The sequence below is a fragment of the Microbulbifer thermotolerans genome (assembly GCF_001617625.1).
GTDB classification, from domain to species: Bacteria; Pseudomonadota; Gammaproteobacteria; order Pseudomonadales; family Cellvibrionaceae; genus Microbulbifer; species Microbulbifer thermotolerans.
On record NZ_CP014864.1, the window covers coordinates 3,662,431 to 3,688,592 of the forward strand.

Here is a 26,162-nt window from a genome sequence, read left to right on the forward strand (position 1 = left end):
TATGGCAAATTTTATTTACGCACCCTGGCAAATTCAGGAGACGGTTCTGCCCTGGTCCTCTTCTGAGGAAGAAGACCGCCGCTTTACAAAATTTGTCCGCGGTGGGCTGATCGCCTTCGCCGTTCTCGGTATCGCGGTGGCTTTGATTCCGGTACCGGAACTCACCCGGGAGCAAGCGGAGCGGATTCCGCCACAGCTGGCCAAGGTAATTTTGGAAAAGAAAGAACTTCCAAAACCGAAGCCCAAGCCGAAACCGAAGCCAAAGCCAAAACCGGCGGAAAAGAAAAAACCGGAAAAAAAGCCGCCTGAACTAAAGAAGAAAAAGCCCGAACCCAAGCCACAGGTGAAGGAAAAAGCGCCGGCGGCCAAGGTGAAACTGGCGCGCGAGAAGGCCGCCAATAGCGGTCTTCTGCAAATGCAGGATGATCTGCTGGCGATGCGCGAAAGTATTGATGTAGCCGAGGTCAACACCGGCCAGCTGGCCGCTGGTGCCGCGCGGGCAAAGACCGTTGACCGCAGTCTGATCAGCGATCGCTCCAAAACCACCAGTGGTGGCGTCAACACCGGCAATCTGAGTCGGGATACCGGTGGTATCGCCCTGGCCGCGCGTGAAACCACCAAAGTCAAAAGCGTTCAGGCCAGTGGCGCCGCACGGGAAGTCGCCAAGAAAGTGCAGCGGGAAAAAACCGCACGCGCGGAGGAATCCATCCGCAGTATTATGGAGGCTAACAAGGGCGCCATTTATGCGATCTATAACCGCGCTCTGCGCCGCGACCCAACGCTGCAAGGTAAAGTCACAGTACAGCTGGTGATTGAAGCCAACGGCACGGTGTCGGGAATCAAGCTGATCGGCAGTGACCTGAATGATCCGGATCTGGAACGCAAGTTGCTGGCGCGGATACGCCTGATCAACTTCGGCGCGGCCAATGTGGAGAGAACCACACTGAACTACTCCATCGACTTCCTGCCATCCTGATCGCTCACACAGCCGCGACCGGCCTCCGGCTGACAGCCCCGGTCGCGGCTAATTCAGATCGATTGCATAGCGGCGCAACAGTGTCATGGGCACAATTTCCAGCGCCCTGATATGTGTGCTCAGCAGATAGACCCGCGGTGCCATATTGTGTTTCTGTGCCTCCAACCAGCGGGCTGCGCACAGGCACCAGCGGTCTCCCGGATTCAATCCGGGAAATCCGAATTCCTCCACCGGAGTACTGAGATCATTGCCGCGGGCGCGGGAGAACGCCAGAAACGCCTCTGTCACTTCTACGCAAACCGTATGGGAGCCCAAATCCTCCTCGCAAGTGTTACAGCAGCCATCGCGGAAAAAACCCGTCACCGGGTCCAGGCCACACGGCAACAGGGGATCCCCAAACACATTTATCGACTCTTGCATGACGCTATTCATCTTCTTTCTCCCCTCCCAGCAGGTGCAAGTCCACCAGTTGCCAGCGTAACCCGCGGCGCTCCAAAATCAGGCGCAGGCGCGCTGTGGTGTCGCCGCCATAGTCAGCACTTACCAAGTTGACACCAACAAAGCGCCAGCGCCTCAATTGCCAAGTGTTTTCCTCACTTTCTGGCACATCCACGACATCTCCCGATACGGACGAAGACATGCGGTACAGTTCGAGTTCGAACTCACGCAAATCCTTGCCGCCGCGCAACAGTTCGCCGATTCCCTCCGATGTCACCAATTGCTGCAGCAGCGGGCTCACAAACAGATTGACACCGGCGGCCAAGAACTCGCGAAATTCCTCGGGCACATCGCCATTCACCGATTCACGCAATTTCCGCTGCAACCGCAGCCTCAGATTGTCACGCAAGGCGGGAAAGTCTATATAACGCTGCAACTGTTCTTCATTTTCATCACGTGCCGCCATTTCCAGCTGCTCGATAGCATAACGCGGCAAGGCAATATAGCCCGCAGCCAAAAGTGCAAATGAAACCAGAGCAATGGTTAACCATTTTTTCATCAAACTTTAATCTCTCGACTTACGTGCTATAGATCTCAGAATTTTATCCCCGGGCCGGATCATCGCCTAATTTTTTCCAATTCACCCTATGGCGCGGGATTGTCCGCCAGCGGTTGCTGTGCGATAGTCCCATGGCCGGGTTCTATACCCAATCCAACAAAGACAACAAAGGACATTTGGAGATGAGCGATATTTATAAAGCTCCAGAAGCACAATTAACCGAGGGGGGCGAAAGCGGCAGTTACGGTTCTCTGGAGAAAGGACTTGCCGGAGACTACTCCATTGCCATCGAAGATACTCTCAAAGAAGCCTGGAACCGCAGCAAAGGTAAAAAGCTTACCATCTGGCTGGCTCTTATCCTGTATTTCGTCTGCTATGTCGCGATCACCCTGGTGGCCAGTGTCATTACAGGCTACTCCGCTTTCAATTTCGGTGCTTCCGCTAACGGCGCCTTAACGTCTATGTTCCTATATCAGGTGATTGTCGCCCTGGCCACTGCACCCCTGATAGCAGGATTATGGATGGTCGGCGTCAAAATAGCGCGCGAAGAGCAAACCTCAGCTACGGAAATATTTTCCCACTTCGACAAATTGCTGCCTCTGGCAATTGCCAATATCCTCATCTCAATATTCACTCTTGTGGGCTTTTTCCTGTTCGTCATCCCTGGTATCTACTTGTCTGTAGCCTATTTGCTCGCGATACCGCTGATTGCCGATAAAAACATGGGCCCCTGGCAGGCAATGGAGACTTCCCGCAAGGCCATTACCAAACACTGGTTCTCCTTCTTTGGCTTTCTGATTGTCTGCTTGCTGCTGTACTTTGCGGGCGCCCTGGCATTGCTGATCGGTCTGATCTGGGCACTGCCCCTGATCGCCATCGCCATCGGTGTTGTCTACCGCAATATCTTCGGCGGACCCGAAGACTGATCGAGTTAGCCAGGGAGCGGTAGTTTGCTGGACACAACCTACAGTGTCGAAACGCCCGAGGGCGTTGATCTGCGTGCACAGGCCGCCGGGCCCGTGCCACGCATTCTCGCTTACGGCGTCGATATCTTTTACCGCAGCCTTATTCTGATCGCCCTAGCCATCGCACTGGCCTTTGCCGAAAATGCTGGCTTGGGCATTTGGCTGCTGTGCTCCTTCCTGCTGGAGTGGTTTTACCCGGTCTACTTCGAGGTGATGCACGGCGGCCAGACCCCAGGTAAAAAGGCCTTCGGCCTTGTGGTGGTCAACGATAACCTGACGCCGATTTCCTGGAGCGCCTCCCTGCTGCGCAATCTGCTGCGTTTTGCCGACTTTCTCCCCTTTGCCTATGCCGCGGGTGTCGTCAGCATGACACTTGGCCGGCACTTCCAGCGCCTCGGCGATCTCGCTGCGGGTACGCTGGTAGTCTACCGGCGGGAGAGCAAGGCCCCCCAAACCCTGCCCGATGTCACCCCGCTGCCGCCGCCCCGAGGTCTACAACTACAGGATCAACAGGCACTGATCAGTCTGATCGAGCGCAGCGGAGAGCTGAGCGAGGCCCGCCAGCGGGAGTTGGCTGAACTGCTGGAGCCGCTCACCGGCAAAAAAGAACGGGCGGCGCTCGACTATCTGCGCGCCGTGGGCACATGGCTGCTCGGCGGTCAGACGGGTGGAAAATGAAACAGAGGGATTTCGAACAACGCTACCGCGCAAGTTGGGAGCGGTTGGAAAAGTGGCTCAAAACCGGCGCAGACGGCGATACCACCCTGGACCTGCCCGTCGCCTACCGCAGTGTGTGCCAGCAGCTGGCGGTGGCCAAAGAGCGCCAGTACACCAACCAGCTGATCGAGCGGCTCAATCAGCTGGTGATGGCCGCCCACCACCGGCTCTACCGGCAGCAGACACTGCGGCGCAATACCTGGCTCCGGTATCTGCTGAGCGGCTTCCCCCAGGCAGTGCGCGCGCAAATCCGCACTGTTTGGCTGGCGGCGGCCCTTTTTGTATTACCGGCGTTGGTACTCGGTATCGGCAGTTATCACAATGATGCGCTCGTTTACGCGGTCCTGGACCCGATCCAGGTGCGGCAAATGGAAGCCATGTACGATCCCGGCAACCGCGTGCTGGGGCGCGAACGGGGCTCGGACTCGGATCTGATGATGTTCGGCTTCTACATCAAGAACAACATTGGCATTGCCTTTCGCACCTTTGCCGGCGGCCTGCTGTTGGGGCTCGGTTCTATTTTCTTCCTTGTCTACAACGGCATTTTTCTCGGTGCCATCTGCGGTCATATCACCCGCATCGGCTTTGTCTCCACCTTTTACCCCTTTGTGATTGGGCACGGCGCTTTTGAGCTGACCGCCATCGTACTGGCCGGTGCCGCCGGTCTGATGTTGGGGCAGGCACTGGTGGATCCGGGCCGCCACCGCCGCCTGGTGGCGCTGCGGCTGGCCGGCACTGAAGCGATGAAAATCATGTACGGTACCTTTTTGATGCTGGTCATCGCCGCCTTTATCGAGGCTTTCTGGTCCTCCAGCACGGAGATTGCGATCAGTGTAAAACTGGCCGTCGGCGCTCTTCTGTGGCTGCTGGTTTTCGCCTATTTCACTCTGGCTGGCAGAGAGGGGACACAGCGTGGAGCTTGAGCGCCTGGCAATACGCGCACGGCTGCGCTCTCCATGGGAGTCCATCGACCTGGGCATCGCCCTGGCGCGCCAGCACTGGTGGCCACTGTTTATTGTGTGGCTGCTGCCGGCATCCGTGGTGTTTGCCTGCAGTTTCTGGCTACTGCACGACTCCCCCAGCTGGGCCTTGTTATTGGTCTGGTGGCTGAAACCGGTCTACGACCGCTTGCCGCTCTTTATCGCCAGCCGCGCCCTGTTCGGTGAGCGGGTTTCCGTCAGTGGCGCGCTCAAGCAGTTCTTTTCCCTGAACCGCCGCGACTGGTTTGCCTGGCTTACCTGGCGCCGCCTCAGTGCCACCCGCTCGTACGATATGCCGGTGACCCTGCTCGAGCAGACCAGCGGCAGTGCCCGTGCCGCGCGTATCGGTGTGTTGCACCGCAAGCATTCCAACGCCGCCACCTGGCTGACCCTCACCGGGTTCCATCTGGAATTTTTTCTGTTTCTCGCCCTGCTGGCTTTTATGTACCTGTTGATTCCCGAGCAGGTACAGATCGACTGGCTGCCTATGCTCACAAACAGTGCACTGTGGCTGGAATGGGCTTCCAATGTACTCTATCTGCTGGTAATGGCCGCAGTGGCGCCTTTTTATGTCGTCAGCGGTTTCTGTCTCTACATCGGCCGGCGGATTGAGTTGGAGGCCTGGGACATAGAGATACAGTTCCGCAGTCTGCGCGACAGACATCTGCGCGCACAAAAGGACCGGCAGAAGCGCGCGGCCCACGCCACCACCGCCGCATCTCTGTTACTGCTCTGTGTTTTGAGCATATCCACGCTGCTGCCGGCGGAAGACGCCAGTGCCGAGGCAGCGCTCACACCGGAACAATCCCGCGAAACCATCGACCAGGTCCTCGCAGGCGAAGACTTCCACCAACAAGAGGAAGTGAGCGGCTGGCGATTAAAAGAGCTCGACATGGATAGCGAGATCCCCGAGTGGCTGATCGACTTTGTGCAATGGCTGGAGAACCGCCAGTTAGCCAGTGATAAAGAACGGGAGGTCGATTGGGCCGCCCACATCGGCCTGCTGGCAGAGTTACTGCTTTGGGCGGCCTTTATAGGCCTGGTAGCCTATCTGCTGCTCCGTCATCGCGAACAGATTTTGCAAAGTCTGCGCTGGCAGCGAAAAAAACCTGAGACGCGGCTACGACCGGAAACCCTCTTTGGTCTAGACGTGCGCCAATCGAGCCTGCCCGATGATGTCTGCGCGGAAGTCCTGCGCCTGTGGCGAAGTGGTGATAAGCGCGGCGGCCTGGGGCTTTTATACCGCGCCACCCTGGCCCACCTGATCGAAAGCTATCAGTTTGAATTCGGCGACCACCTGACCGAAAGCGAGTGCGCGCAGCTGGTGCGCCAGCGGCAGGCGCACCCGCAGCCGGAGGCGCAGCGGCCGGTCAGCGCCGCTCTGTGCGAACTGGTGCAGCAACTGACCGTCGCCTGGCAGCAACTGGCTTACGCTCACCGGGCGCCGCAATTGGCGCAGGTGGAAACCCTGTGCAATCAGTGGCAGGAGGCTTTCGGCAATGAAGATTAGTCGCCTGCTGATCGGGCTTGTGCTGCTGCTGGCTGCGGCTTTGGCGGCCCTGTTTTTCCTCCTGTTTGAGCGCTATACGGAAAAGGCCGACCGCGGCTGGAGCGCGGCGGCCTGGCGCAATCCCTATCTGGCCGCGGAACAGTTCCTCGCCGCCGCCGGTGTGCGCCACCGCCGCGCGGACAATATCTCAGAGCTCGCCAGACTCGCGCCGGATGACACCCTTTTCCTGGCCAGCTCCACCCAGGTATACAACCCCCGCCGCGCCAGCGAACTGCTCGAGTGGGTGGCACGGGGCGGCCACGCCATTGTCATTGCCCATGCCCTCGACAGTACCGAACGCGACTGGCTGCTGGAAGAATTGGGCGTCACGCTGGAAGAGGGCCGGGAGAAATTCTTTATGGAACACCCTTTCCGCGACCTGCTCGGCGAGGATGTGGAAAAGTATGAGGGAAAAACTGCCAGTGAAATCCTGCGCGAGCACAACCGCAAGCTCAAGGATGGAAAGCGCGATACAGAGGCAGACGGAGAGGAAGAAACCCAAGAGGAACAAGCGCCGCGCAATCCGGAGGTAGACCCGGAAGACCTAGTTGAACTCACTGGCGACAACGGCAGTTACCAATTGCATTTCAACCCGAGCCAACTGCTCCACCACCCGGCACTCGAAGATGAAACGGTGGTCGACGGGCCGGTCTTCTGGGCGAAAATCCGCCGCGGTGACAGCGGCGTGCCCTTTATGCAATTCCAGCGCGGCGACGGCCGCATCACTTTATTGACGGATGGCGGCATCTGGCAAAACCGGCGTATCGGTCATTTCGATCACGCCTATTTCCTCGCGCTGCTGGCATCCAGCGGTGAATTTATCTTTCTGACCCAGCCGCACTTCGAATCTCTCTTCGTCCTCGCCCGCCGCTACGCAGGCGAATTTTTCCTCGCCGGAGGCCTGGCGCTGCTGGCGTGGCTGCTACTCCGCTCACGCCGCTTTGGGCCCCTGGCGGTCGAGCCGGAAAGGGCACGCCGTTCTCTGCTGGAACATATCTCCGCCTGTGGCCACTACTACTGGCGCGCCGATCGATGCGAAGGTCTGCTCGACGAACACCGCCGCGCCCTGCTGCGCCGCCTCGGTGCCGAAGGGGCCGGCCAGGCCACCCGGCGCCAGGTGTGCGAGCGACTTAGCGCCGAAACCGGCCTGGACGAAACCACCATTGCCGCCTGCCTGTGGGGCGATCCCCCCCGCAGCGAAGAGGCGTTTACCGAACGAATGCGCAACCTGCAGCAAATCGAGGCAGTCCTATGAGCGACACCACTTACCAACCCGAACAACAACATCCTCTGGCCGGGTCCGACAGCCCGGACTGGAAAACAGCATCGGCACAACTGACGCTGCTGCGCAGCGCCATCAACCGCTTGCTGATCGGACAGGAAGCCGTGGTGGACCAGGTGTTGATCGCACTGCTGGCCTCGGGCCACGTGCTGCTGGAGGGGGTGCCCGGCCTGGGCAAAACGCTGCTGGTACGCGCCCTCGCCAACTGTTTTGGCGGCAGTTTCCGGCGCATTCAATTCACCCCGGACCTAATGCCGGCGGACGTCACCGGTCACGCGATCTTCGATATGGCCAAGAGCCGTTTCGAGGTGCGGCGCGGCCCGGTGTTTACCAACCTGCTGCTGGCAGATGAAATCAACCGCGCCCCCGCCAAAACCCAGGCGGCACTACTGGAAGTGATGCAGGAGAAACAGGTCACCATCGACGGCGAAGCACTGCCGGTGCCCAAACCCTTTATGGTACTGGCCACCCAGAACCCGATTGAACAGGAGGGCACCTATCCCCTGCCGGAGGCAGAACTGGACCGCTTTCTGCTCAAGGTAGTGATCGACTTCCCCAGCCTGGACGCGGAGTTGAAACTGGCAGCCGCCGCCAGTGGCGGGCGTATCGAAAAACAACTGCAACAGCCGCCGGCGGGCCAGATGACTCTGGAACAACTACAGCAGCTGCAAGACACAATCCCGCAGATCGCCTTGGACCAGCAGGTGCTGGACTACGCCGTGCGGCTGGTGCGCGCCACCCGTGAGGCCTCCCAGCTGCGCCGCGCCGCCGGCCCCCGTGCCAGCATCGGCCTGCTGCAGGCCGCCCGCGCCCAGGCACTGCTTGCCGGGCGCGAATTCGTACTGCCCGACGACGTCAAGGCAATGGCAATTCCGGTGATGCGGCACAGGGTGGGCCTTTCCCCGGACATGGAAATCGACGGCGAGACCCCGGACTCCGTGCTGGCGCAGATTATCGATACCGTCGAGGCCCCGCGGCTATGAGCAAAGACACCGCGGCACTGACCGGTAGTGCCGCAGAAACGGTCGGGAACAGAACCGCCGGCACGCGCCCCAGCCGCCGTCTGGTGACGCTGTTGGGCTACTGGAGCCTGGCGGCGCTGGCAGTCACCGCCGCGCGCATCTGGTCTCCGCCAAGCGCAACCGCACTGGCCAACCTCTGGTGGTGCGCCGGCGCCCTGCTCTTCGGCGCCGCGCTGCTGGACTTTCTCACCGGTCGCCGCGTCGCAGGTCTGGAGGGCAGCCGGCGGCCACCCGGAAACCTGGCCCTGGGCGTGCCCAATCAGGTGCGCCTAACCCTGCGCAATCTAGGCCCGCGCCGCCTGTGCCTAAACGTCTGCGACGCACTCCCGGCCCAACTCCACACCGATGGCCTTCCGCGCCGCGCCCTGCTGGAACCGCAACAGGAAGTAACCATCGACTACCCACTGGTTCCCCACCGCCGCGGCCGCGCGGACTTCGGCTGTATCGAGGTATTGGCGGACTCCCCCTGGGGGCTGTGGCAGACAAAGGCGACGTTGGGCCGCCCCGAGTCGGTCAAGGTCTACCCAAATTTTCTTGGCATTTCCTCGTTGCAGGCACTGTCCACCGAGCAGAGCCTGCGCTTTCTCGGTCTGCACCAGCGTCAGCGGCGCGGCGAAGGGATGGATTTCCGCCAGCTGCGCGAATACCGGGAGGGCGACAGCCAGCGTCAGGTTGACTGGCGCGCCAGCGCGCGGCTGCGCAAGCTGGTAAGCCGCGAGTACCAGGATGAACGCGACCAGGAAATCGTCTACATGCTCGACTGTGGGCGCCGCATGCATGCCAAGGACGGGGAACTCAGCCATTTCGACCACGCGCTGAACGCGCTCTTACTGTCCGCCTATGTCGCCATCAAACAAGGGGACGCAGTGGGCCTGGAAGCCTTTGCCGCCGACAACACGAGCACCGGCGGCCGATTGCCGCCAGTGAAAGGCGAAGGGGGCATCAACCTGCTGCTAAATCACGTCTACGACTTGCATTCGGGCACCGCCAACCCGGATTACATCAGCAGCGCCGAGCAATTGCTGGCCGCACATCCGCGCCGCGCCCTGGTGATCCTGATCACCAACCTGCGCGATGAAGACAGCGATGAATTACTGGCTGCAGTGCGACTGCTGTCCCGCCGTCACCTGGTAATGGTGGCCAGCCTGCGCGAAACCGCGGTGGACGAATTACTGCGGCGGCCAGTGCGCACCTTTGGCGAAGCCGTAAACACCGCCGCTGCCCGGGACTTTTTACAGCGCCGCGTACAATTGCTGCAGCAACTGCGGGCGCGCAACGTGCTGGTTGTGGATTCTGAGCCACGCCATCTGCATATGGCCCTGGTGCAAACCTACTGGGAGCTGAAGCGCTGCGGCAGAATCTGAAAAAGCCTCGAATACTCTCCCATTACCGCGACTAAGGGACTTCTGAAGAATTTACACGAGCCCTTTTGTGGGCCTCGCGGCGCGCAAGTAATGACGGGCATTGCGCAAATGCCCGACTACACCCCAGTGGCCCGCCCCTATATCTTACGGCTTCGAAATGCCCGGCCACCGCCTCCGCTTTCCACCTAAGTCAAAAGGCCCCTTACCGTCACATACCGACTGCATCAGGGGCTTTCTTGAGAGTCCGCACTCGAATAATACGGATTGAGGGAAAATATGAAGATGTGCGGTGGGACGGGGAATGCATGGGGCTGACTTATCTGTCATTTCGTTTCAAATACCGGATGAAAGCGCAATCAACCCCCCATAGCTGCCAGTTAACCGAGGTTGCAGATAAGTGCCAAAATTTAATGACATCCCCCATCCCCTGGGTTTTGATGGGCTTACCGCTATCGTACTTTTTTCGTATAGCAGGTGCTTAAGTTATCCAGAAGGCAACGGTCCATATCCCTTTTCAACTAAGTAAAAAAATGTCAAAAGGTCTTTGATAATTTCTCCCTCTGCTGTGCAATTACTGCAAGATTGTTTCGCAATAAAATAAGCCTTGCAAAAATTGCGAATTGAAAAGTCATCTGAACCGGCACAGATAAGCAGCGGCACACTGCCCTGCTGTTCTCTTATATGGTATAACCTCTTCCCGCTTTGCCCAGGGGGAAATGACCCAGTGGCCACCGATCAACGTCACCAAGTCTTATAAAAACATGCTCAATTTCACAGAAATCAAAGCAACAACGGTAAAGACCGACCCATTCCCCTACTTGTACGTAAAAAATTCGGTTAGCGCCGATCACATTCAGTCGCTGATAGCCGATTTCCCACCGCTTGAGAAGGGTGGCAGCTTTAATATCGACGATGTGAGCACATCCGAGCGCTTCCGCCGCTTTATCGAGCTGTTCGACAGCGAGGACTTCCGCCGCATTATTTGTGACAAATTTGCGGTCGATGTGATGGATAAACCCATGCTTGCAACCCTGCGCGGTTTTTCCCGCGCCAAGGATGGCCGCATCCACACGGACTCCAAAACCAAACTGATTACGGTACTGGTCTACCTGAACGAAGACTGGCAGGCGGAGACCGGGCGACTGCGCATATTGCGCAGCGGTACCGATATGGACGATTTCGTGGAGGAACTGTTCCCGGGACCCGGTGCAATGGCCGCTTTCAAGGTGACCGATAATTGCTGGCACGGCTATCCCAGCTTCGAGGGCAAGCGTCAATCGATACAGATCAACTACCTTACCGACAGCGGTGCCAAAACCAAACATCGCTTCTTCCACCGGCTGAGTGCCAAAATGAAGTCCCTGCTGCGGTAACAAAACTTCGGTGCTAGGGAACCTCTGATTAATTCACTTTCTGGTGGCAGAGGTTCTTCGGGAGCGGATGAGAAGCTCAGGGGATAGGAAAGATATTTCGAAACCGTCGGATACAGGGATGTATCCGACGGAGCTACAGGGAAGTACTCGTGCGTTTTCGAAATGTCCGTCCTATTGCCTGAGCGCCCCGGAAGCCACCATAGTGTTCACGCGAATTAATCAGAGGTTCCTTAATCAGGGGGTCTCTAGATAAAACCTCGGTTGATGAGACCGGCATTTCCAGACCTCTGGAGACAAGATGTACCCAGCAGAACACATAGAGAAGTGCTCCAACCTTGTCGCAAGGTCCGCCCCATCGTCCGAGTGCCCGCCGTCCACTACCGCGCGCACGTACTTTGACCGGAGCTTTTCCCCATCACTTGCAAAGTGGCCGATGCGCTTTATCCTGGGCACTTCTTCCGGGCAGGCAATCCACCGATAACAGACATGGCACAGCGCAACCGACACAGACATCTGCTCGGCGCCCGACTGTCCCAGTGGCAGGCGGTGCTGTTGCTGTGCCTGTTCCTCTCAGTGCGCGGCCTGATGCCGGCCGGCTATATGCCCGCCCCCATGGCTACCGGCTCGCTCTTTGGCCTGTGTCACGGCGACAGCCGCAGTACCGCGCTACTGCAGTCGCTGGCCCGGCTGCATGCTCAACACGGCCACCACCCCCACAATGGCCATCAACACGATGCCCTGACGGCACATACCTTCGCCGACAACCACTGTAACTTTTCCACTGGTGCCAACTTGGCCACGGCACAGGCACTGGACCTCAGCGCGATTGCAACCGGTGCCCAGCCAGTACCGGGCGCCCGTTACACCCGTTTTCCGGTCAAGCTCGAACACCTGCTGCCGCCGCCGCGCGGCCCACCCGCTTCCCGTTCCGCCTAAAGCTCCCAGGAGTTTCTCGGCAAGCATGGCTTTGCCACAAAATGGATTGACAGCAACCGCCCCCATCGGGTGGCGGTCGCTGCTGCACGGGAAAAAAAACGATGAACGCATTTAAGAAAACGCTGCTCGCGGCCGCTGTCGGCTGCTGCACACCGCTCGCTAACGCGCATACGGAATCCCCTGTCTACCTGCCCGCAAGCCACGCCCCCGCTGGTGTGATGGCAGATCACCTGCACGCTGAGGGTGAGTGGATGTTTGGCTACCGGGTTATGCGCGAGGAATACAGTGATATCTACCACGGCTCGGATGAAGTCGGTGCCATGGAAGTCGCTATGGCCGGCTATTCGATGATGCCGACCAGCATGACCATGGAAATGCATATGCTCGACATCATGTACGCGGTGTCCGACGACCTGACACTGATGCTGATGCCTCAGTACATGACCATGGACATGGCCATGGAAATGGTCGGCAGTGGCCACGGCCATATGGACAGCATGCACGAAGGCGGCCACGATCACAGTGTTTCCGGCGTCGGCGACACCATCCTCGGCGGCCTTTTCCGCATCGCGGATACACAGGGTTACCGGCTGCACGCGACTCTGGCGATAAGCGCTCCCACCGGTTCTGTGGAAGAAAAAAATGCCGACGGCACCTTCACCCACTACGGTATGCAACTGGGTAGCGGTACCTGGGATCTGCTCCCGTCGCTCACCTATACGAGCCGCCTTGAGCGGCTGAGCTGGGGCGCTCAAGTATCCGCCCGCCTGCCGCTGGAAGACGAGAACGACTCCGGTTTCGCCTTTGGCGAGCGCTACGGCGCCACCGCCTGGAGCGCCTATCGGATCGCTGACTGGGCCAGTCTATCGGCGCGGCTTGAGTATGCGAAGGAAGGCGATATCAACGGCCACTACAACGGTCCCCACAACCACTCCAGCCCACCGGATCTGCAGGAAAACTACGGCGGAGAATTTGTTGACTGCGGCATTGGAGTCAACTTTGTCGCCCAGCGGGGTGCGCTGGCCGGTGTGCGCCTGGGACTCGAATGGGTCGGCAGCATTTCCGCCAACTACAACGGCTATCAGCTGGCGCGGGAGGATGGGCTCAATATGAGCCTGAGCTATGCCTTCTAAGACGCGTTAACCCAGAATCGATTCCGGTAAAACGTTGACACGGCGGAAGCGGCACAACAGCCCAGACCACCCGCTCCTGCCCCAGTGGCGGGCGGCGCTGCTGTTGTGCCTGTTTCTCGCCGTGCGCGGCCTGGTGCCGGCGGGTTTTATGCCCGCACCACTGGCCGCCGGTGCGCCCTACACACTCTGCCACGGCGACAGCCGCAGCACCCTGTTGCTCAATGCGCTGGCACATTGGCAACGGGACGATCACGGCGCCGGCCACCATCACGACGCGCTGACCGCGCAAACCTTTGCCGACAATCACTGCAGTTTTTCCGCGGGCGCCGCCCTCGCTGGAACGCCAGCGGTAGATATCCAATTTTTCACTGTCGGGGGTCTTGTACCGGCGCCACCAGTCCTGCAAGGCGCTGCCCGCTCTCGGGCCTACGCCCGTCCCCCTGCCCGCGCGCCACCCGTTCCCCCTTACACCTGACCCACAACCAACCAATAACGAATTTGCGTATGCGCAACAGCCGCGTGCGGCCTGCGTATACGCCCCTATGGGGAATCACGATGAATAACAATCGCAACATTTACGTGCCGCTGCGATCGGCACTCAGCGTCGCGGTGATTACCTACTGCGGCCATAGTGCGGGGGCCCTTGCCGACAGTGGGAAAAACGACGCGAATCTCGAACAGATGGTGGTTACCGGTGTAAAGACGGAGCTGCCTCTGAGCCCGGTCACCGACCCGAAAAAACCCCGCCAACCGCTGCCCGCCAACGACGGCGCCGATTACTTGAAAACCATCGCCGGCTTCTCAGTAATCCGCAAAGGCGGCACCGACGGCGACCCAGTGCTGCGGGGTATGGCCGGCTCGCGCCTGAATATGGTGCTCGACGGCGATACGATCCTCGGCGGCTGCAGCAACCGCATGGACCCGCCCACCGCCTACATCTTTCCGGAGACACTCGACACCATCAAAGTGATCAAAGGCCCGCAGACAGTGAAATATGGTCCGGGCAATTCCGCTGGTGTTGTGCTGTTTGAACGGGACCGCGAGCGCCCCACAGAGGCCGGCTGGCACCTGTACACTAGCCTGCTGGCCGGCACGGCCGGCCGCGAGGACGGCACTGTCGACGCCAGCTACGCCTCGCCGGAGTTTTCCCTGCGCGGCACCGCCACACAGGCTTCCGCCGATAATTACGAGGACGGCGACGGTGTCGAAGTGCACTCCCAGTACCAGCGCTGGAAAGGCCAGCTCACGGCCGCCTGGACACCGGATGCGGACACCCGCTTTGAACTCAACGCCAGCCGCAGCGACGGCGAAGCGGCCTATGCGGACCGCGGCGTCGACGGTGCGAAATTTGCGCGTGAAAGCTACGGCGCGAAATTCTCGCGGGAAAATATCAGCGAGCTGGTCCAGTCCATCGAATTCCACGCCTATTACAACTACGTCGACCATGTGATGGACAACTTCAGCCTGCGCGAGCCCAGCGGCATGATGGCGACACAGATGGCGATGAATCCCGACCGCAAGACCACCGGCGGCAAACTGGCGCTGGAACTGGCCCCAACGGAAGCCGTCCAGTGGAGTCTGGGGCTGGATGTCCGCGATGACCGCCACAGCAACCGCAGCACTATGCATCAACAGCTGATGGACTACCGGGACATGAAGCGCGAGGCCGATGCGGAATTTCAACAAGTGGGCCTGTATTCCGAAATCAGTTGGGAAGTATTGCCCGGCCGACGCTGGATCACCGGAGTGCGGGTGGATGAATGGGAAGTGCGGGATCTGCGCGACACAGTGAAGCTGTCGATGATGCAGTCCGTCGCCAACCCCACCGCTGGCGACAGCCGCAAGGAACAGTTGCACAGCGGATTTCTGCGCTACGAATTCGCCCTCGACAGCGCGCCGGCGGCGTCCGCCACTGTCTACGCCGGTCTCGGCTACAGCGAGCGCTTCCCCGATTACTGGGAAATATTCGCCAAGGAAACAGAGGACTCTATCAGTGCCCTGGGCATTGCGCCGGAAAAAACGACGCAGCTGGATATGGGCTACCTCTACAGCGGCGAACGGCTGTCCGCCAGTGTGTCCACCTTCGCCAATACCGTCGATGACTATCTGATGATCCAGACTGGTTATATGAAATCCGCCGTCTCCACGGACACAGGAATGAGCGGTATGGACGGCGCGAGTGCCATGCGCAGCACCAGTATCGTGCGCAATATCGACGCCCGTACCTGGGGCCTGGAAATGGAATTGAACTACCGCTTGCAGGATAACTTACGCACAGAGTTAACCGTGTCATCGGTGCGCGGCGCCAATGAAAGTGACGGCACCACCCTGGCACAGCTGCCACCATGGGAAGCACGCCTGGGGCTCTACTACGAGTTGCCGCGGTGGTCCGCCGGTGTTCTCTGGCGCAGTATCGCCAGCCAGGAGCGCGTGGACATCGGCAAGGGCAATATCGCCGGACAGGATTTCGGCCCCACAGACGCCGCCAATATCTTGTCCGTCAACGCCGGCTGGCGCCTCACTAATGAGCTGCTGCTGACCGCGGGCATCGACAACCTGCTCGATGAAACCTACGCGGAACACATCAGCCGCGCCGGTGCCACTATTCCCGGATTCGATCAGCTGACGCGGATCAACGAGCCGGGACGGACCCTGTGGTTGAAGGGAGTTTACAGCTTCTAGAAAAGCGCCGAATATTTCGCTTCCGGAATCCGGTCGCGGCCATTGCCGCGATCGGATTCAGAAGCGATAGCCGATATTCAGCGTCAGCGAACGCAAATGCCCCAGATCGAAGTCGTAGGATACCGGCTTGCCGACATCGTAATAGTTATACTCGATTGAGGTATCCAGCGAGTCGGTCCAGTTGTAGCGGTAACCGACACCAGCATTCCAATAGTTGTCGTCACCCCTTTCATCCACAAAAACGAACTCTCCCCCCCGCTTCACTTTGTCGACATCGAAGTCGCCGTAATTCCACCCCGCCATCCAGTAAAGGCATTGCACATCACAGTTGAAAGTGAAATCCACCTTAAAATTCAGCCCGTATTGATCGACGGAAACACTGCCATCGTCAAAATTCGAATAGCGTAATTCTACCTGCCAAACACCCACTGTCGGGGTAATACCAACACTGGCCTGAACAAAAGTGTCATCGTCGTGGTTAATCTGCTGTTGACCGCTGCCGGCGCCGAAATTGGTCACCACGCGGTACTCCCCTCTGCAGATTCCGACGAACGGGTTATTCCACATCTGGGCACTGACCGCGGAGGAATAGACCAGGGCAAAAACAAACAGAACTTTTTTCATAGCGACCTTCCTTGGACTTTGGTTGCCTACATCACGATTGTTTGTCGGAGGAATCCAGAGGAGGGGCGACGTCAATAATCGCCCAGATTCCGCCATCGAAAGCGGGGTTTTTGCGCAGCAATTCCAGATCTCCCGGCGCCGGCAGCGGATAGCCGTCGGCGAGCAGTTCCTCAATGCGCTCTACGATGGTCTCCGCCATTTTCTGCAGTGTGGCGTCCAACGTGTCGGCCTGGCAGTGGCAATGGGGCAGGTCCGGCGCTATGGCACCGAAACCGGCGTATTCGATATTGTGAACCACAACCGGATAACGCATAGAGCATGTCTCTTATGGAATTAACTCATCAAGCGTAGACAGGATTTATTTTTTATGGCGAGTTTGCGCGGGAAATTCACGCGCTAATGCACGTGCGCGCTTTTTTGTCGGGGTAAGGTCGTCAGCGGGGGATGCGGCCCAACAAAGCACGGCGGCAAAACAGCATTTCTTTGTAAGTCTGCCGCAGAGAGATATCCACGTCAGAACTGGAACCGCTCATCTCTTCCATCTGCCGTTGCAGCCAAGTGATTTCGATTTCCAGCTGCCGACGCAACCTGCGGATCTCGCTTTCACTCATATTGACGGGCGCACTGTGGACGTTGGACATGGCTTCAGCTCTAACACAAATCGCACGCAAAGCGCGGAGGAATTCAGGGTCCTGCGCGTGACTCCAGTTCGCGCGGACCCGGGCACCACACAATATGCGTACGCCAGTGTGGAAGGCCTCTGGCTAGAGCTTAGACGATCAGGCGTGATCTGTGAGCAATTCGCGCCAGCCGAAAGCCGGATCGCCGATGACATAAAAGAAGGGGTTCAACAGCGAATCCTTGGTGTTGTAGCGCAGCAGACGGAAATCTTCACTCACTACCCGGCCGCCGGCAGCCTCCACCACCGCTTGCGCCGCCGCCGTATCCCACTCGCAGGTGGGCGCCAGGCGGGGGTACAGATCGGCGGCGCCCTCGGCCACCAGACACAGCTTCAGAGAGCTGCCCATACTTTTGCAGGCCACCGGACCGAGGTGCGACTCGATGCGCTCCACCAGTTGCTCCACTTTACCGGCGCCATGGCTGCGGCTGGCCACCAGTTCCACCGGCTCACCGGCCTCCAGGCGCGGCTTGAGAGCGCGCACACGGATCGCCTTTTCTCCCTCGGCGGTGCGTTTGAACGCAATAGTTTGTCCGCCAGCGGCATTGCCCCTGGCGCCGGCATAGGTGATACCCAATACCGGCACGTACACCACCCCCAGTACCGGCTCACCGTTTTCGATCAGGGCCACATTGACGGTGAACTCACCGTTGCGGCGGATAAATTCCTTGGTGCCGTCGAGCGGATCAACGATCCAATAGCGCTGCCAGCGGCTGCGCTCGGCGAAAGAGGGCATTTCCTGCTCCTCCGACAGGACGGGAACGCCGTCGATCAAATCCGCCAGCGCCGGTGCCAGCACTGCGTGCGCGGCCAGGTCGGCGGCGGTTACCGGCGAATCGTCCGCCTTGGTTTCCACGGCCAGCTCCGCACTGCTGTTGTAGACCTCGAGGATCGCTTCGCCCGCGCGGGCACATATCTCAATTACCCGCTCCAGTAATGTATTTTCCATTGATTTCCCCCTGATTGCAGCGCGGCATTATACGCGCCCACCGAAAACCGGCCACGGCGTCTACGCCGCGGGTGAGATGTGCGATCGCGGCATCTTATCCGCGACCGCCAGTCTGTCGCGCTAGGCTGAGAAAAGATCGTCGATGGAAAGGTAGCGCTCACCGGTGTCGTAGCTGAACACCAGTACTCGGCTGCCAGGCGCCAGCTCAGCCTCGCGCTTTTTCACCGCCGCCAGGGAAGCGCCGGAAGAAATGCCGACAAAAATGCCCTCCTTGAGCGCACATTGGCGGGCCATCTCAAAGCTCTCCACCTCATCGACCAAGATAGTGCCGTCGAGTATCCCGGTATTGAGCACCTCTGGCACAAAGCCGGCGCCGATGCCCTGCAGTCGGTGCAGCCCCTTCTCGCCGCCGCTGATCACCGGGGAGCTTTCCGGCTCTACGGCAAACACTTTCAACTGCGAAAACTGTTCCTTTAAAACTTCGGCACAACCGGTGATATGGCCGCCGGTACCCACGCCGGTGACCAGCCAATCCAACCCCTCCGGGAAGTCGGCGGCAATCTCCCGCGCCGTGGTTTCCCGGTGTACCTTTACGTTGGCCGGATTGCGGAACTGCTGCGGCATCCAGCTGTTTTCATGCTCTCGCAGCAGCTCTTCAGCCCTGGCGATGGCACCGCCCATACCGCGCTCCTTGGGCGTGAGCACCAGCTCCGCACCCAGCGCCTTCATCACCTTGCGCCGCTCTACCGACATGGATTCCGGCATGGTCAGAATCAGCCGGTAGCCTTTCACCGCCGCTACCATCGCCAGGCCGATGCCGGTATTGCCGGAAGTGGGTTCAATAATCACACCACCGGGCTTCAGCTCGCCGCTGGCCTCTGCCGCCTCGATCATGGACAAGGCGATACGGTCCTTGATACTGCTGCCGGGATTGAACCGCTCGACCTTCATCCACACCTCGATATCCGGGCGAAACAAGCGGTTGATCCGCACGTGCGGCGTATTGCCGATGGTTTCGAGAATATTGGCTGCCTTCATGGGTAACGCTCTCCTTTTGTAAACCGCCGGCGATCAATTGCGCCGCTGCGGACTTTGCCGAATACTCGGCCCAGCAAATCATAAAAGCATAAAAATCGCGAGAAAATCATGACCGCCACACCCAGCAATCTCTCAATCCGTGTCCCCACACACCTGCCGACCACCTTTATCGCCGCCGCGCTGACCTATTTGATCCTGGACGCTGCCGGCTTGCGCGGCCCCTGGATGGCTCTCTTGAAAACATTGCCCATCATCCTGTTGGCACTGATTGCGCGGCACAGGCTCAGCGGAAGTACGCGCGGCCTGACTCTGGCCGCCTTGGCGTTGTCGGCGCTCGGCGACCTGCTGCTGGCGCTGGATTTTCCCGGTCAGTTTGTCTACGGCCTCAGCGCCTTCCTACTGGCGCAGCTCGCCTACGCCTTCAACTTCCTGCGCGGGGCGGATTTCCGCTGCAGGCGCAGTGTCCTGCGCGGCGCACCGGTGTTGCTGGCGGCGTTCCTGCTGGCACAACTGCTGCTCCCAGCGGCGGGAGAGCTGGCACCGGCGGTGGCCGTCTATTTCCTGGCGATTGTCACCATGGCCCTCGGCGCAGCCGCGCACCGCGGAAACTCGACCTTGCTATTTGTCGGCGCGGTGGCCTTTATGGCCTCCGACACCCTGATCGCGATTCACAAATTTGTGACCCCGCTGCCAATGGCGGGCACGGCTATCATGGTCACCTATTACAGCGCGCAGATGGCGCTGCTGTACGGTATAGGGCGCGCACGGGCATAATGGGCCTATTGATGTGACGGAGAACGGCCGCGATTCTCCCCCGACTGCAAGGTACCCTCAGGCATGCTCGACTGGCGAGAGATAGACACGGTGCTGCTGGATATGGACGGCACCCTGCTCGATCTGCACTACGACAATCACTTCTGGCTGGACCACCTGCCCAAGCGCTACGCGGAGATCCACAGTCTGCCACTGGACAGGGCGCAGCGGCAGCTGCACGAGGAAATTGAAGCTCTACGGGGCACCCTGGAGTGGTACTGCCTCGACTACTGGGAGCGCAAACTCCAGCTCGATTTGACCGAAATGCTGCGGGAAACCGAGGACCGCATCGCCCTGCGCCCGCAAACGGAATCTTTTCTGGAGGGCCTGCAAAAGTTGAACAAAAATGTGTATTTGGTCACCAACTCTCACCCCCGCGGCCTGGAACACAAGCTGGAGATTTCCGGTATCGACCGCTGGCTCGATGGCGTCGTTTCTTCCCACGACCTGGGGCACGCCAAAGAGCACCCCGACTTCTGGGCGGCACTTAGTAAAACCATTGTATTCGACGCCGACCGCACTCTGTTTGTGGACGACAACGAGAGCGTACTGGCCGCGGCCCGCGACTACGGCATCGGGCAGCTGCTGTGCATCCGCCAGCCGGACAGCCGCGGTCCCCTGCGCGAAATCACCGATTTCCCAGCGATTCACCAGTTTGACGAAATCATGGCAATCCAAGAAACCTCTGATTAACTCGCTTCGTGACAAAACGATATCTTGAAACCGGATGAGAAGCACAGGTAACGGGATGGACATACAGCGCAGGGGCCGCTAATACCGCTCCGGCGCAATATCCGCAGCGCATAGGAAATGGATAAAGTACGCATCGACAAGTGGCTCTGGGCCGCACGCTTTTTCAAAACCCGCAGCCTCGCCAAGCAGGCCATTGAGGGAGGCAAGGTGCACGCTGACGGCCAGCGTCTTAAACCCAGCAAAGAGATCACCCCCGGCATCACCCTGAGCATCCGCCAGGGCTGGGATCTGGTGGAGGTGGAAGTACTGGCGCTGTCCGACCAGCGCCGCGGTGCCGATATCGCCCGCACCCTCTACCGGGAAACCGAAGACAGTATCACCAGACGGGAACAGGCCCGCGCCGAACGCCAAGCCAGCAATGCCGGTATCCGCACAGAGCGCCCCAACAAGAAACAACGTCGGCAGATTCACCGCTTTCTGCGCGAACATGACTGAATCCCCGCCGCGCCTGCTACACTGGCCCCACATTGATCGACAGGACAGCCGTAAAAAGATGAAAAAATTTTTCGCCTTCGCCACCTTCCTCTTACTGCTGTGCACCCAGTCTGCCGCCGCCGACAGCCGCGAACACGAGCGGCTCAAGCGCTCTATCGTCAAGATTTACACCACCGCCGCGGCGCCAGACTACTTCAACCCCTGGGCGCTGTTGAACGCCAAACAACTATCCGGCTCCGGCGCGGTGATCAAAGGTAAGCGAATACTTACAAATGCCCATGTGGTCGCCAACGGCAGCTTTATTCAGGTGCAGCGCCACGGAGACGCGCAAAAGTTCCGCGCCCAAGTGCAGTTCATATCCCACGATGCGGACCTGGCGCTGCTCACAGTCGATGACAACAGCTTCTTCGAGGACACCCACCCGCTTATCCTGGGTGAACTGCCAGACCTGCAAGAGGAAGTTACGGTGTACGGCTACCCGATCGGCGGCAAATCCCTGTCGATCACCCGCGGCGTGCTCTCCCGTGTTGAACACCAATACTACGCCCACGCGGAAAGTTACCTGATGGCGGGGCAGATTGACGCCGCCATCAACCCCGGTAACAGTGGTGGCCCGGTGATTTCCAACGGCCGTATTGTCGGCGTGGCCATGCAAGCCAACCACGGCGCCGAGAACCTGGGTTACTTCGTCCCCCCGAGCGTTATCCGGCATGTACTGGAAGACGCCAAGGACGGGGTGCATCAGGGCTTCCCAGAGCTGGGCGCGGTAACCCAAAGCCTGGAGAGCCCGGCGATGAAAAAGGCCGCCGGCATCGGCGAAAACCAGGAGGGCGCACTGATCGTCAAGGTCTTCAGTGACACTCCCGCCGCCGACGTATTCAAGCCCGGCGACGTACTGCTGGAAGTGGACGGCTACCCGGTCGCCGCCGACCGCACGGTGGAATGGCGCGAGAATCAGCGCACCAACTACCACTACGTCGTCGACCAGTACCACGTCGGCGACAAGCTGCCGGTGCGCTTCGCCCGCGATGGCAAAGTGCACAGCGCCGAGATCACTCTGGCCGCGGCACCACCTTCCCGCTCCCTGGTAGTGCGGGAACAATTCGACCAGCGCCCGCGCTACTACATCTACGGTGGTGTGGTATTCGTGCCCCTGAACATGAACCTGATCAAGCGCTGGGGCAACAACTGGCACACCAAAGCGCCGATCGACTACCTCTACGCCCGCAACCAATGGAACAGTGAGGAGCGCCGCGAACTGGTGGTGGCTCTGAAAGTACTGCCCGCCGACGTCAACCTCGGCTACCACGACTGGAAGAACTGGATTATCGACTCAGTCAACGGCCACCGCATTTCCGACTTCGACGAATTTGCGCAGCTGATGGAAAACAACACCGAGCCCTTTGTAGAGTTGCGCGACCAATCCGGCTACCGGATGGTGTTGGACGCCTTGGCGGCACGCGAGCAGGAGCCGCTCATCCTGCAGACTTACCAGATACCGCACCGGCACTCCCAGGGCCTGTTCAGTACCCTGGCCAACAAGGATGAATAACCTGCATCTCACCTGGCTGCTCTCCGGCCTGCTGCTCGCGGGTCCGGCCGCACTCGCCAGTGAGATGTATCGGTGGGTGGACGAACAGGGCAAAGTACACTTTAGCGACAGGCCGCCGGTGGAAGCGAAGGCCGAAAACATCGAGCACAAGCTGCGCCCGATCAATACCGCCGACGCGCCCCAGCCGAAAGACACCGCCCGCCATGGCGGCGACGCCGACCCCGAGCAGGAGTACGAAAGCCGCCAGCAACAGCGGCAGTTGGCGCAGCGGCAGAAAATGCTCAACGCCTGCAATGCCGCGAAGAAAAAGCTGCGGATATTGCAGGGGCCAGTGGCGCTTATCGATGAAAACGGCAAGGAAATCAAAATAAGCGAGCGCGAACGCCAACAGATGGCCGCGCAGCTGCAAAGCGAGATCCGCGGCAAGTGCGGCCAGCTGTAAGGCGCGGCCGTCTGTTTTGCACTCCCGCCGCAACACGCGGCTACCATTTAGGAAAATCCGCCTCTAAAATCCCGCGGTTTTTCTATCGAGGCATTGATCCATGTCCGATCAGCTGGAACGCTTTATCTTTTCGGGGCACGACATTCGCGGACAAGTTGTGACCCTCACCGAGTCCTACCGCGCCGTGCTGGAAAACAATCAACTGCCGCCGCCGGTTGCCCGCGTACTGGGAGAATTTCTCGCCGCCGCCTGCCTGCTCTCCACCACCCTCAAGTTCGAGGGCCTTCTGAGCCTGCAGGCGCGGGGAAACGGCGATGTCCCCCTGATCCTCGCCGAGTGCACACACCATAGCGATCTGCGCGGCATAGCCCGGGTGGCCGAGGGCGCGCAAATAGACGACGGCGCCAGCCTGCGCCAACTGATGGGCTCCCAGGGCGCCCTGGCGATCACCATCGAACCGCAGGATGGCGAGCGCTATCAAGGCATAGTGCCGCTGGAAAAAGACACCCTGGCCGAATGCCTCGAGGATTATTTCGCCCAATCCGAGCAGCTGGCCACCCGCTTTTGGATCGAATCCAGCCCGCATACGGTGGGCGGCATCATGCTGCAGATACTGCCCGGCAACAACGCCGCCTCCGAGGCGGAAAACCGCGATGCCTGGGAAACGGCACAGCACCTGGCGGAGACAGTCACCGCCGAAGAGCTGCATTCCCTCCCGCACGATCAATTGTTGCACCGGCTGTTCCACGAGCTGCGACCCAGCTCCCTGGGAACTGCCAACATCCGTTTCAAATGCAGCTGTTCGAGGGAGCGCAGCGCGCGCGCGCTGATCGCATTGGGTCCGGAGGAAGTCTATACACTGCTGGAAGAACAGGGCGGCGAGATCACCGCCGACTGCCAGTTCTGCAATACCCGTTACCAGTTCGACCGGGAGCAGATAGAGACACTCTTCAACGCCCCGCCGCCGACATTGCACTGAACACTGCCCACACCCGCGCTTGGCAATGACGCAGACGACAGATATTCATCTGATTTATTGCCAAGCAAATACAGATAAACGGGGGAAATTTGGAAGCGTAAAAATTTCTGAGACAACGCTGTCATTGAGCAAAGAATAGCCAAGTTTGCTACCGGGGCAAATTGAAGTTTGCCATAATGCGCGCCCGGATATCGTCTGGCCTCCGCATACCGCGGCGGCCCTATTATTTTTACTGATACAACTTTCACGGGTAATCGACGAATGGCACAGATCGACGACACTGCGCAGGTTTTCCGTAACCTGGCGCCGGCGCAATTGGTAGAACAGGCGCTGGCGCGCGGTGAGGGCAAGTTGTCCAACACCGGTGCGCTGGTCACCGAAACCGGCGCCCGCACCGGTCGCTCCCCGGCGGACCGCTTCCTGGTGGAAGAGCCCTCTACCGCCGACAGTATCGACTGGGGTAGCGTCAACCGCCCCTTCCCACAGGATAAGTTCGACGCCCTGTGGAACCGCGTTGAGGAGTTCCTCGCCAATTCCGACCGCTTCGTGCAGCAGCTGCACGTCGGCCAGGATGAAGACCACTACCTGCCGGTCGTCGTCACCACCCAGACCGCCTGGCACAACCTGTTCGCGCGCAATATGTTTATCCGCGCGGAAAAGTACAACCCCAAAGGCAAAGAGGAGTGGCGCATACTGCACGCCGCCAACTTCGTCTGTGACCCCGAGCGCGATGGCACCAACTCGGATGGCTGCGTAATCATTAATTTCAGCGCGCGCAAAGTGCTGCTGGCGGGTATGCGCTACGCGGGCGAGATGAAAAAAGCCATGTTCTCGGTACAGAACTTCCTGCTACCGGAAAAGGATGTCATGCCCATGCACTGCGCCGCCAACGTGGGTAAAGACGGCGACACTTGCCTCTTCTTCGGCCTGTCTGGAACCGGCAAGACCACCTTGTCCGCGGACCCGGAGCGCTATCTGATTGGCGACGACGAGCACGGCTGGGCCAAGGGTGCGGTATTCAATATCGAAGGCGGCTGCTACGCCAAGACCATCAATCTCAGCCGCAAGAACGAACCGGTGATCTGGGATGCTATCCGCTTCGGTGCCATCGTCGAGAATGTAGTCACCGACGAAACCGGTGTGCCCGACTACAGCGACACCAGCCTGACTGAGAACGGCCGCTGCTCCTATCCTCTGGAGCACGTGGAAATGCGCACACAGGAAAATCGCGCCGGCGAACCCAAGAATGTGATCTTCCTGACCTGCGACGTTTCCGGTGTGCTGCCGCCGGTGGCGATCCTGTCCAAAGAGGCCGCCGCCTATCACTTCCTGTCCGGCTACACCGCGCGCGTAGGCTCTACCGAGCTGGGTGCCGAGGCGGGCATTCACCCCACCTTTTCCACCTGCTTCGGAGCACCCTTTATGCCGCGCGCGCCCCGCGAGTACGCAGACCTGCTGATGAAGCGCATCGAGGACTTCGGCTCCAAGGTCTACCTGGTCAACACCGGCTGGACCGGCGGCTCCGGTGACGCGGGCAAACGCTTCCCCATCCCGGTAACCCGCGCGGTGGTTTCCGCCATCCAAAGCGGCGCCCTGGAAGGTGTGCAAACCGAGCATCTGGATATCCTCAACCTGGACATCCCGCTGGAAGTGCCGGGCGTGGACAAAGCCTATCTGAATCCGCGCGAAGCCTGGGCCGACAAAGCGGCCTACGACGAACAAGCCACCAAGCTGGCGCAACTCTTCGCCGAGAATATCGAGAAGTTCGAGGTCAGCGACGCGGTCAAGGCCGCTGGCCCCCGGACCTGATCGCGGGTTCATCACACCGCGCTGATACGGCCTCCAAAGCCCCCGCAGCACCCGTTGCGGGGGCTTTGATTTTTGCGACTATAGTGAATAAAGAGGCGCCGCGGCGCCCGCTG

General features: G+C 59.6%; 27 protein-coding genes. 20 read left to right on the forward strand and 7 right to left on the reverse strand.

The window, feature by feature from the left end:
• Position 1: 1 nt before the first annotated feature.
• Positions 2-976 (forward strand): AgmX/PglI C-terminal domain-containing protein, encoded by a 975-nt coding sequence (locus A3224_RS17045; protein WP_067156514.1) that lies wholly within the window; start codon positions 2-4, stop codon positions 974-976.
• Positions 977-1,024: 48 nt separating this feature from the next.
• Here the strand turns inward: A3224_RS17045 and A3224_RS15110 are convergent, their stop codons facing one another.
• On the reverse strand, positions 1,025-1,408 hold the full coding sequence (locus A3224_RS15110) for a DUF2237 family protein (protein WP_067156517.1): 384 nt from the start codon (positions 1,406-1,408) through the stop codon (positions 1,025-1,027).
• On the reverse strand, positions 1,401-1,973 hold the full coding sequence (locus tag A3224_RS15115; RefSeq protein WP_067156521.1) for a DUF2939 domain-containing protein: 573 nt from the start codon (positions 1,971-1,973) through the stop codon (positions 1,401-1,403). The genes A3224_RS15110 and A3224_RS15115 overlap by 8 nt, the downstream gene beginning before the upstream one ends.
• A 182-nt stretch (positions 1,974-2,155) precedes the next feature.
• On the opposite strand from A3224_RS15115, the gene A3224_RS15120 reads away from it, so the two are divergent.
• The 12 genes from A3224_RS15120 (at position 2,156) to A3224_RS15175 (ending at position 15,976) form a co-directional block, all read left to right on the forward strand.
• Complete coding sequence (locus A3224_RS15120; RefSeq protein WP_156481513.1) at positions 2,156-2,899, forward strand: DUF2189 domain-containing protein; 744 nt, start codon at positions 2,156-2,158, stop codon at positions 2,897-2,899.
• A gap of 24 nt (positions 2,900-2,923) precedes the next feature.
• Positions 2,924-3,616 (forward strand): RDD family protein, encoded by a 693-nt coding sequence (locus tag A3224_RS15125; RefSeq protein WP_067156526.1) that lies wholly within the window; start codon positions 2,924-2,926, stop codon positions 3,614-3,616.
• Positions 3,613-4,578 carry a stage II sporulation protein M gene (locus A3224_RS15130; protein WP_067156529.1) on the forward strand — a complete coding sequence of 322 codons (966 nt, stop codon included), beginning with the start codon at positions 3,613-3,615 and terminating at the stop codon, positions 4,576-4,578. The genes A3224_RS15125 and A3224_RS15130 overlap by 4 nt, the downstream gene beginning before the upstream one ends.
• A complete protein-coding gene (locus A3224_RS15135) occupies positions 4,568-6,145 on the forward strand; it encodes a DUF4129 domain-containing protein (protein ID WP_067156532.1) in 1,578 nt (525 codons plus the stop codon). The genes A3224_RS15130 and A3224_RS15135 overlap by 11 nt, the downstream gene beginning before the upstream one ends.
• Positions 6,135-7,439, forward strand: coding sequence for a DUF4350 domain-containing protein (locus tag A3224_RS15140; RefSeq protein ID WP_067156535.1), 1,305 nt, complete (start codon positions 6,135-6,137; stop codon positions 7,437-7,439). The genes A3224_RS15135 and A3224_RS15140 overlap by 11 nt, the downstream gene beginning before the upstream one ends.
• Entirely contained in the window at positions 7,436-8,449 is a 1,014-nt protein-coding gene (locus A3224_RS15145; RefSeq protein WP_067156537.1) for an AAA family ATPase, read from the forward strand. Before A3224_RS15140 ends, A3224_RS15145 begins: the two co-directional genes overlap by 4 nt.
• On the forward strand, positions 8,446-9,852 hold the full coding sequence (locus A3224_RS15150) for a DUF58 domain-containing protein (protein WP_067156540.1): 1,407 nt from the start codon (positions 8,446-8,448) through the stop codon (positions 9,850-9,852). Before A3224_RS15145 ends, A3224_RS15150 begins: the two co-directional genes overlap by 4 nt.
• A 716-nt stretch (positions 9,853-10,568) precedes the next feature.
• Positions 10,569-11,225 carry a 2OG-Fe(II) oxygenase gene (locus A3224_RS15155; protein WP_067156542.1) on the forward strand — a complete coding sequence of 219 codons (657 nt, stop codon included), beginning with the start codon at positions 10,569-10,571 and terminating at the stop codon, positions 11,223-11,225.
• Positions 11,226-11,711: 486 nt separating this feature from the next.
• Complete coding sequence (locus A3224_RS15160) at positions 11,712-12,161, forward strand: hypothetical protein (protein WP_067156546.1); 450 nt, start codon at positions 11,712-11,714, stop codon at positions 12,159-12,161.
• Positions 12,162-12,262: 101 nt separating this feature from the next.
• Positions 12,263-13,294 carry a transporter gene (locus tag A3224_RS15165; RefSeq protein ID WP_067156549.1) on the forward strand — a complete coding sequence of 344 codons (1,032 nt, stop codon included), beginning with the start codon at positions 12,263-12,265 and terminating at the stop codon, positions 13,292-13,294.
• A gap of 34 nt (positions 13,295-13,328) precedes the next feature.
• Positions 13,329-13,769 (forward strand): hypothetical protein, encoded by a 441-nt coding sequence (locus A3224_RS15170; protein WP_067156552.1) that lies wholly within the window; start codon positions 13,329-13,331, stop codon positions 13,767-13,769.
• 80 nt (positions 13,770-13,849) lie between these two features.
• Positions 13,850-15,976 (forward strand): TonB-dependent copper receptor, encoded by a 2,127-nt coding sequence (locus A3224_RS15175; protein WP_067156555.1) that lies wholly within the window; start codon positions 13,850-13,852, stop codon positions 15,974-15,976.
• A gap of 57 nt (positions 15,977-16,033) precedes the next feature.
• On the opposite strand, the gene A3224_RS15180 is transcribed toward A3224_RS15175, so the two are convergent.
• The 5 genes from A3224_RS15180 to cysK form a co-directional block, all read right to left on the reverse strand.
• On the reverse strand, positions 16,034-16,600 hold the full coding sequence (locus tag A3224_RS15180; protein WP_067156558.1) for an outer membrane protein: 567 nt from the start codon (positions 16,598-16,600) through the stop codon (positions 16,034-16,036).
• 31 nt (positions 16,601-16,631) lie between these two features.
• Positions 16,632-16,913: a type II toxin-antitoxin system HicB family antitoxin gene (locus tag A3224_RS15185; RefSeq protein WP_067156561.1), complete on the reverse strand. Its 282-nt coding sequence runs from the start codon at positions 16,911-16,913 to the stop codon at positions 16,632-16,634.
• A gap of 121 nt (positions 16,914-17,034) precedes the next feature.
• Entirely contained in the window at positions 17,035-17,241 is a 207-nt protein-coding gene (locus tag A3224_RS17050) for a hypothetical protein (protein WP_074901562.1), read from the reverse strand.
• 138 nt (positions 17,242-17,379) lie between these two features.
• Positions 17,380-18,228, reverse strand: a complete 849-nt coding sequence (gene cysQ, locus A3224_RS15190) for a 3'(2'),5'-bisphosphate nucleotidase CysQ (RefSeq protein WP_067156564.1) — start codon at positions 18,226-18,228, stop codon at positions 17,380-17,382.
• 120 nt (positions 18,229-18,348) lie between these two features.
• On the reverse strand, positions 18,349-19,266 hold the full coding sequence (gene cysK, locus A3224_RS15195; RefSeq protein WP_067156567.1) for a cysteine synthase A: 918 nt from the start codon (positions 19,264-19,266) through the stop codon (positions 18,349-18,351).
• A 108-nt stretch (positions 19,267-19,374) separates the two neighbouring features.
• Here cysK and A3224_RS15200 point away from each other — a divergent pair, with 108 nt between their 5' ends.
• From A3224_RS15200 to A3224_RS15230, 7 genes are all read left to right on the forward strand, one after another.
• The gene (locus tag A3224_RS15200) at positions 19,375-20,040 is read left to right on the forward strand and encodes a lysoplasmalogenase (protein WP_067156569.1); all 666 of its coding nucleotides are present in this window, start codon (positions 19,375-19,377) and stop codon (positions 20,038-20,040) included.
• 63 nt (positions 20,041-20,103) lie between these two features.
• A complete protein-coding gene (yrfG, locus tag A3224_RS15205) occupies positions 20,104-20,772 on the forward strand; it encodes a GMP/IMP nucleotidase (RefSeq protein WP_067156571.1) in 669 nt (222 codons plus the stop codon).
• A 117-nt stretch (positions 20,773-20,889) separates the two neighbouring features.
• Positions 20,890-21,267 (forward strand): RNA-binding S4 domain-containing protein, encoded by a 378-nt coding sequence (locus A3224_RS15210; protein ID WP_067156574.1) that lies wholly within the window; start codon positions 20,890-20,892, stop codon positions 21,265-21,267.
• 58 nt (positions 21,268-21,325) lie between these two features.
• On the forward strand, positions 21,326-22,819 hold the full coding sequence (locus A3224_RS15215; protein ID WP_067158124.1) for a S1C family serine protease: 1,494 nt from the start codon (positions 21,326-21,328) through the stop codon (positions 22,817-22,819).
• Positions 22,812-23,261, forward strand: coding sequence for a DUF4124 domain-containing protein (locus A3224_RS15220; protein ID WP_067156577.1), 450 nt, complete (start codon positions 22,812-22,814; stop codon positions 23,259-23,261). Before A3224_RS15215 ends, A3224_RS15220 begins: the two co-directional genes overlap by 8 nt.
• 100 nt (positions 23,262-23,361) lie before the next feature.
• Positions 23,362-24,240, forward strand: a complete 879-nt coding sequence (gene hslO / locus A3224_RS15225; RefSeq protein WP_067156580.1) for an Hsp33 family molecular chaperone HslO — start codon at positions 23,362-23,364, stop codon at positions 24,238-24,240.
• Between the two features lie 261 nt (positions 24,241-24,501).
• Complete coding sequence (locus A3224_RS15230) at positions 24,502-26,049, forward strand: phosphoenolpyruvate carboxykinase (RefSeq protein WP_067156583.1); 1,548 nt, start codon at positions 24,502-24,504, stop codon at positions 26,047-26,049.
• Positions 26,050-26,162: the final 113 nt, after the last annotated feature.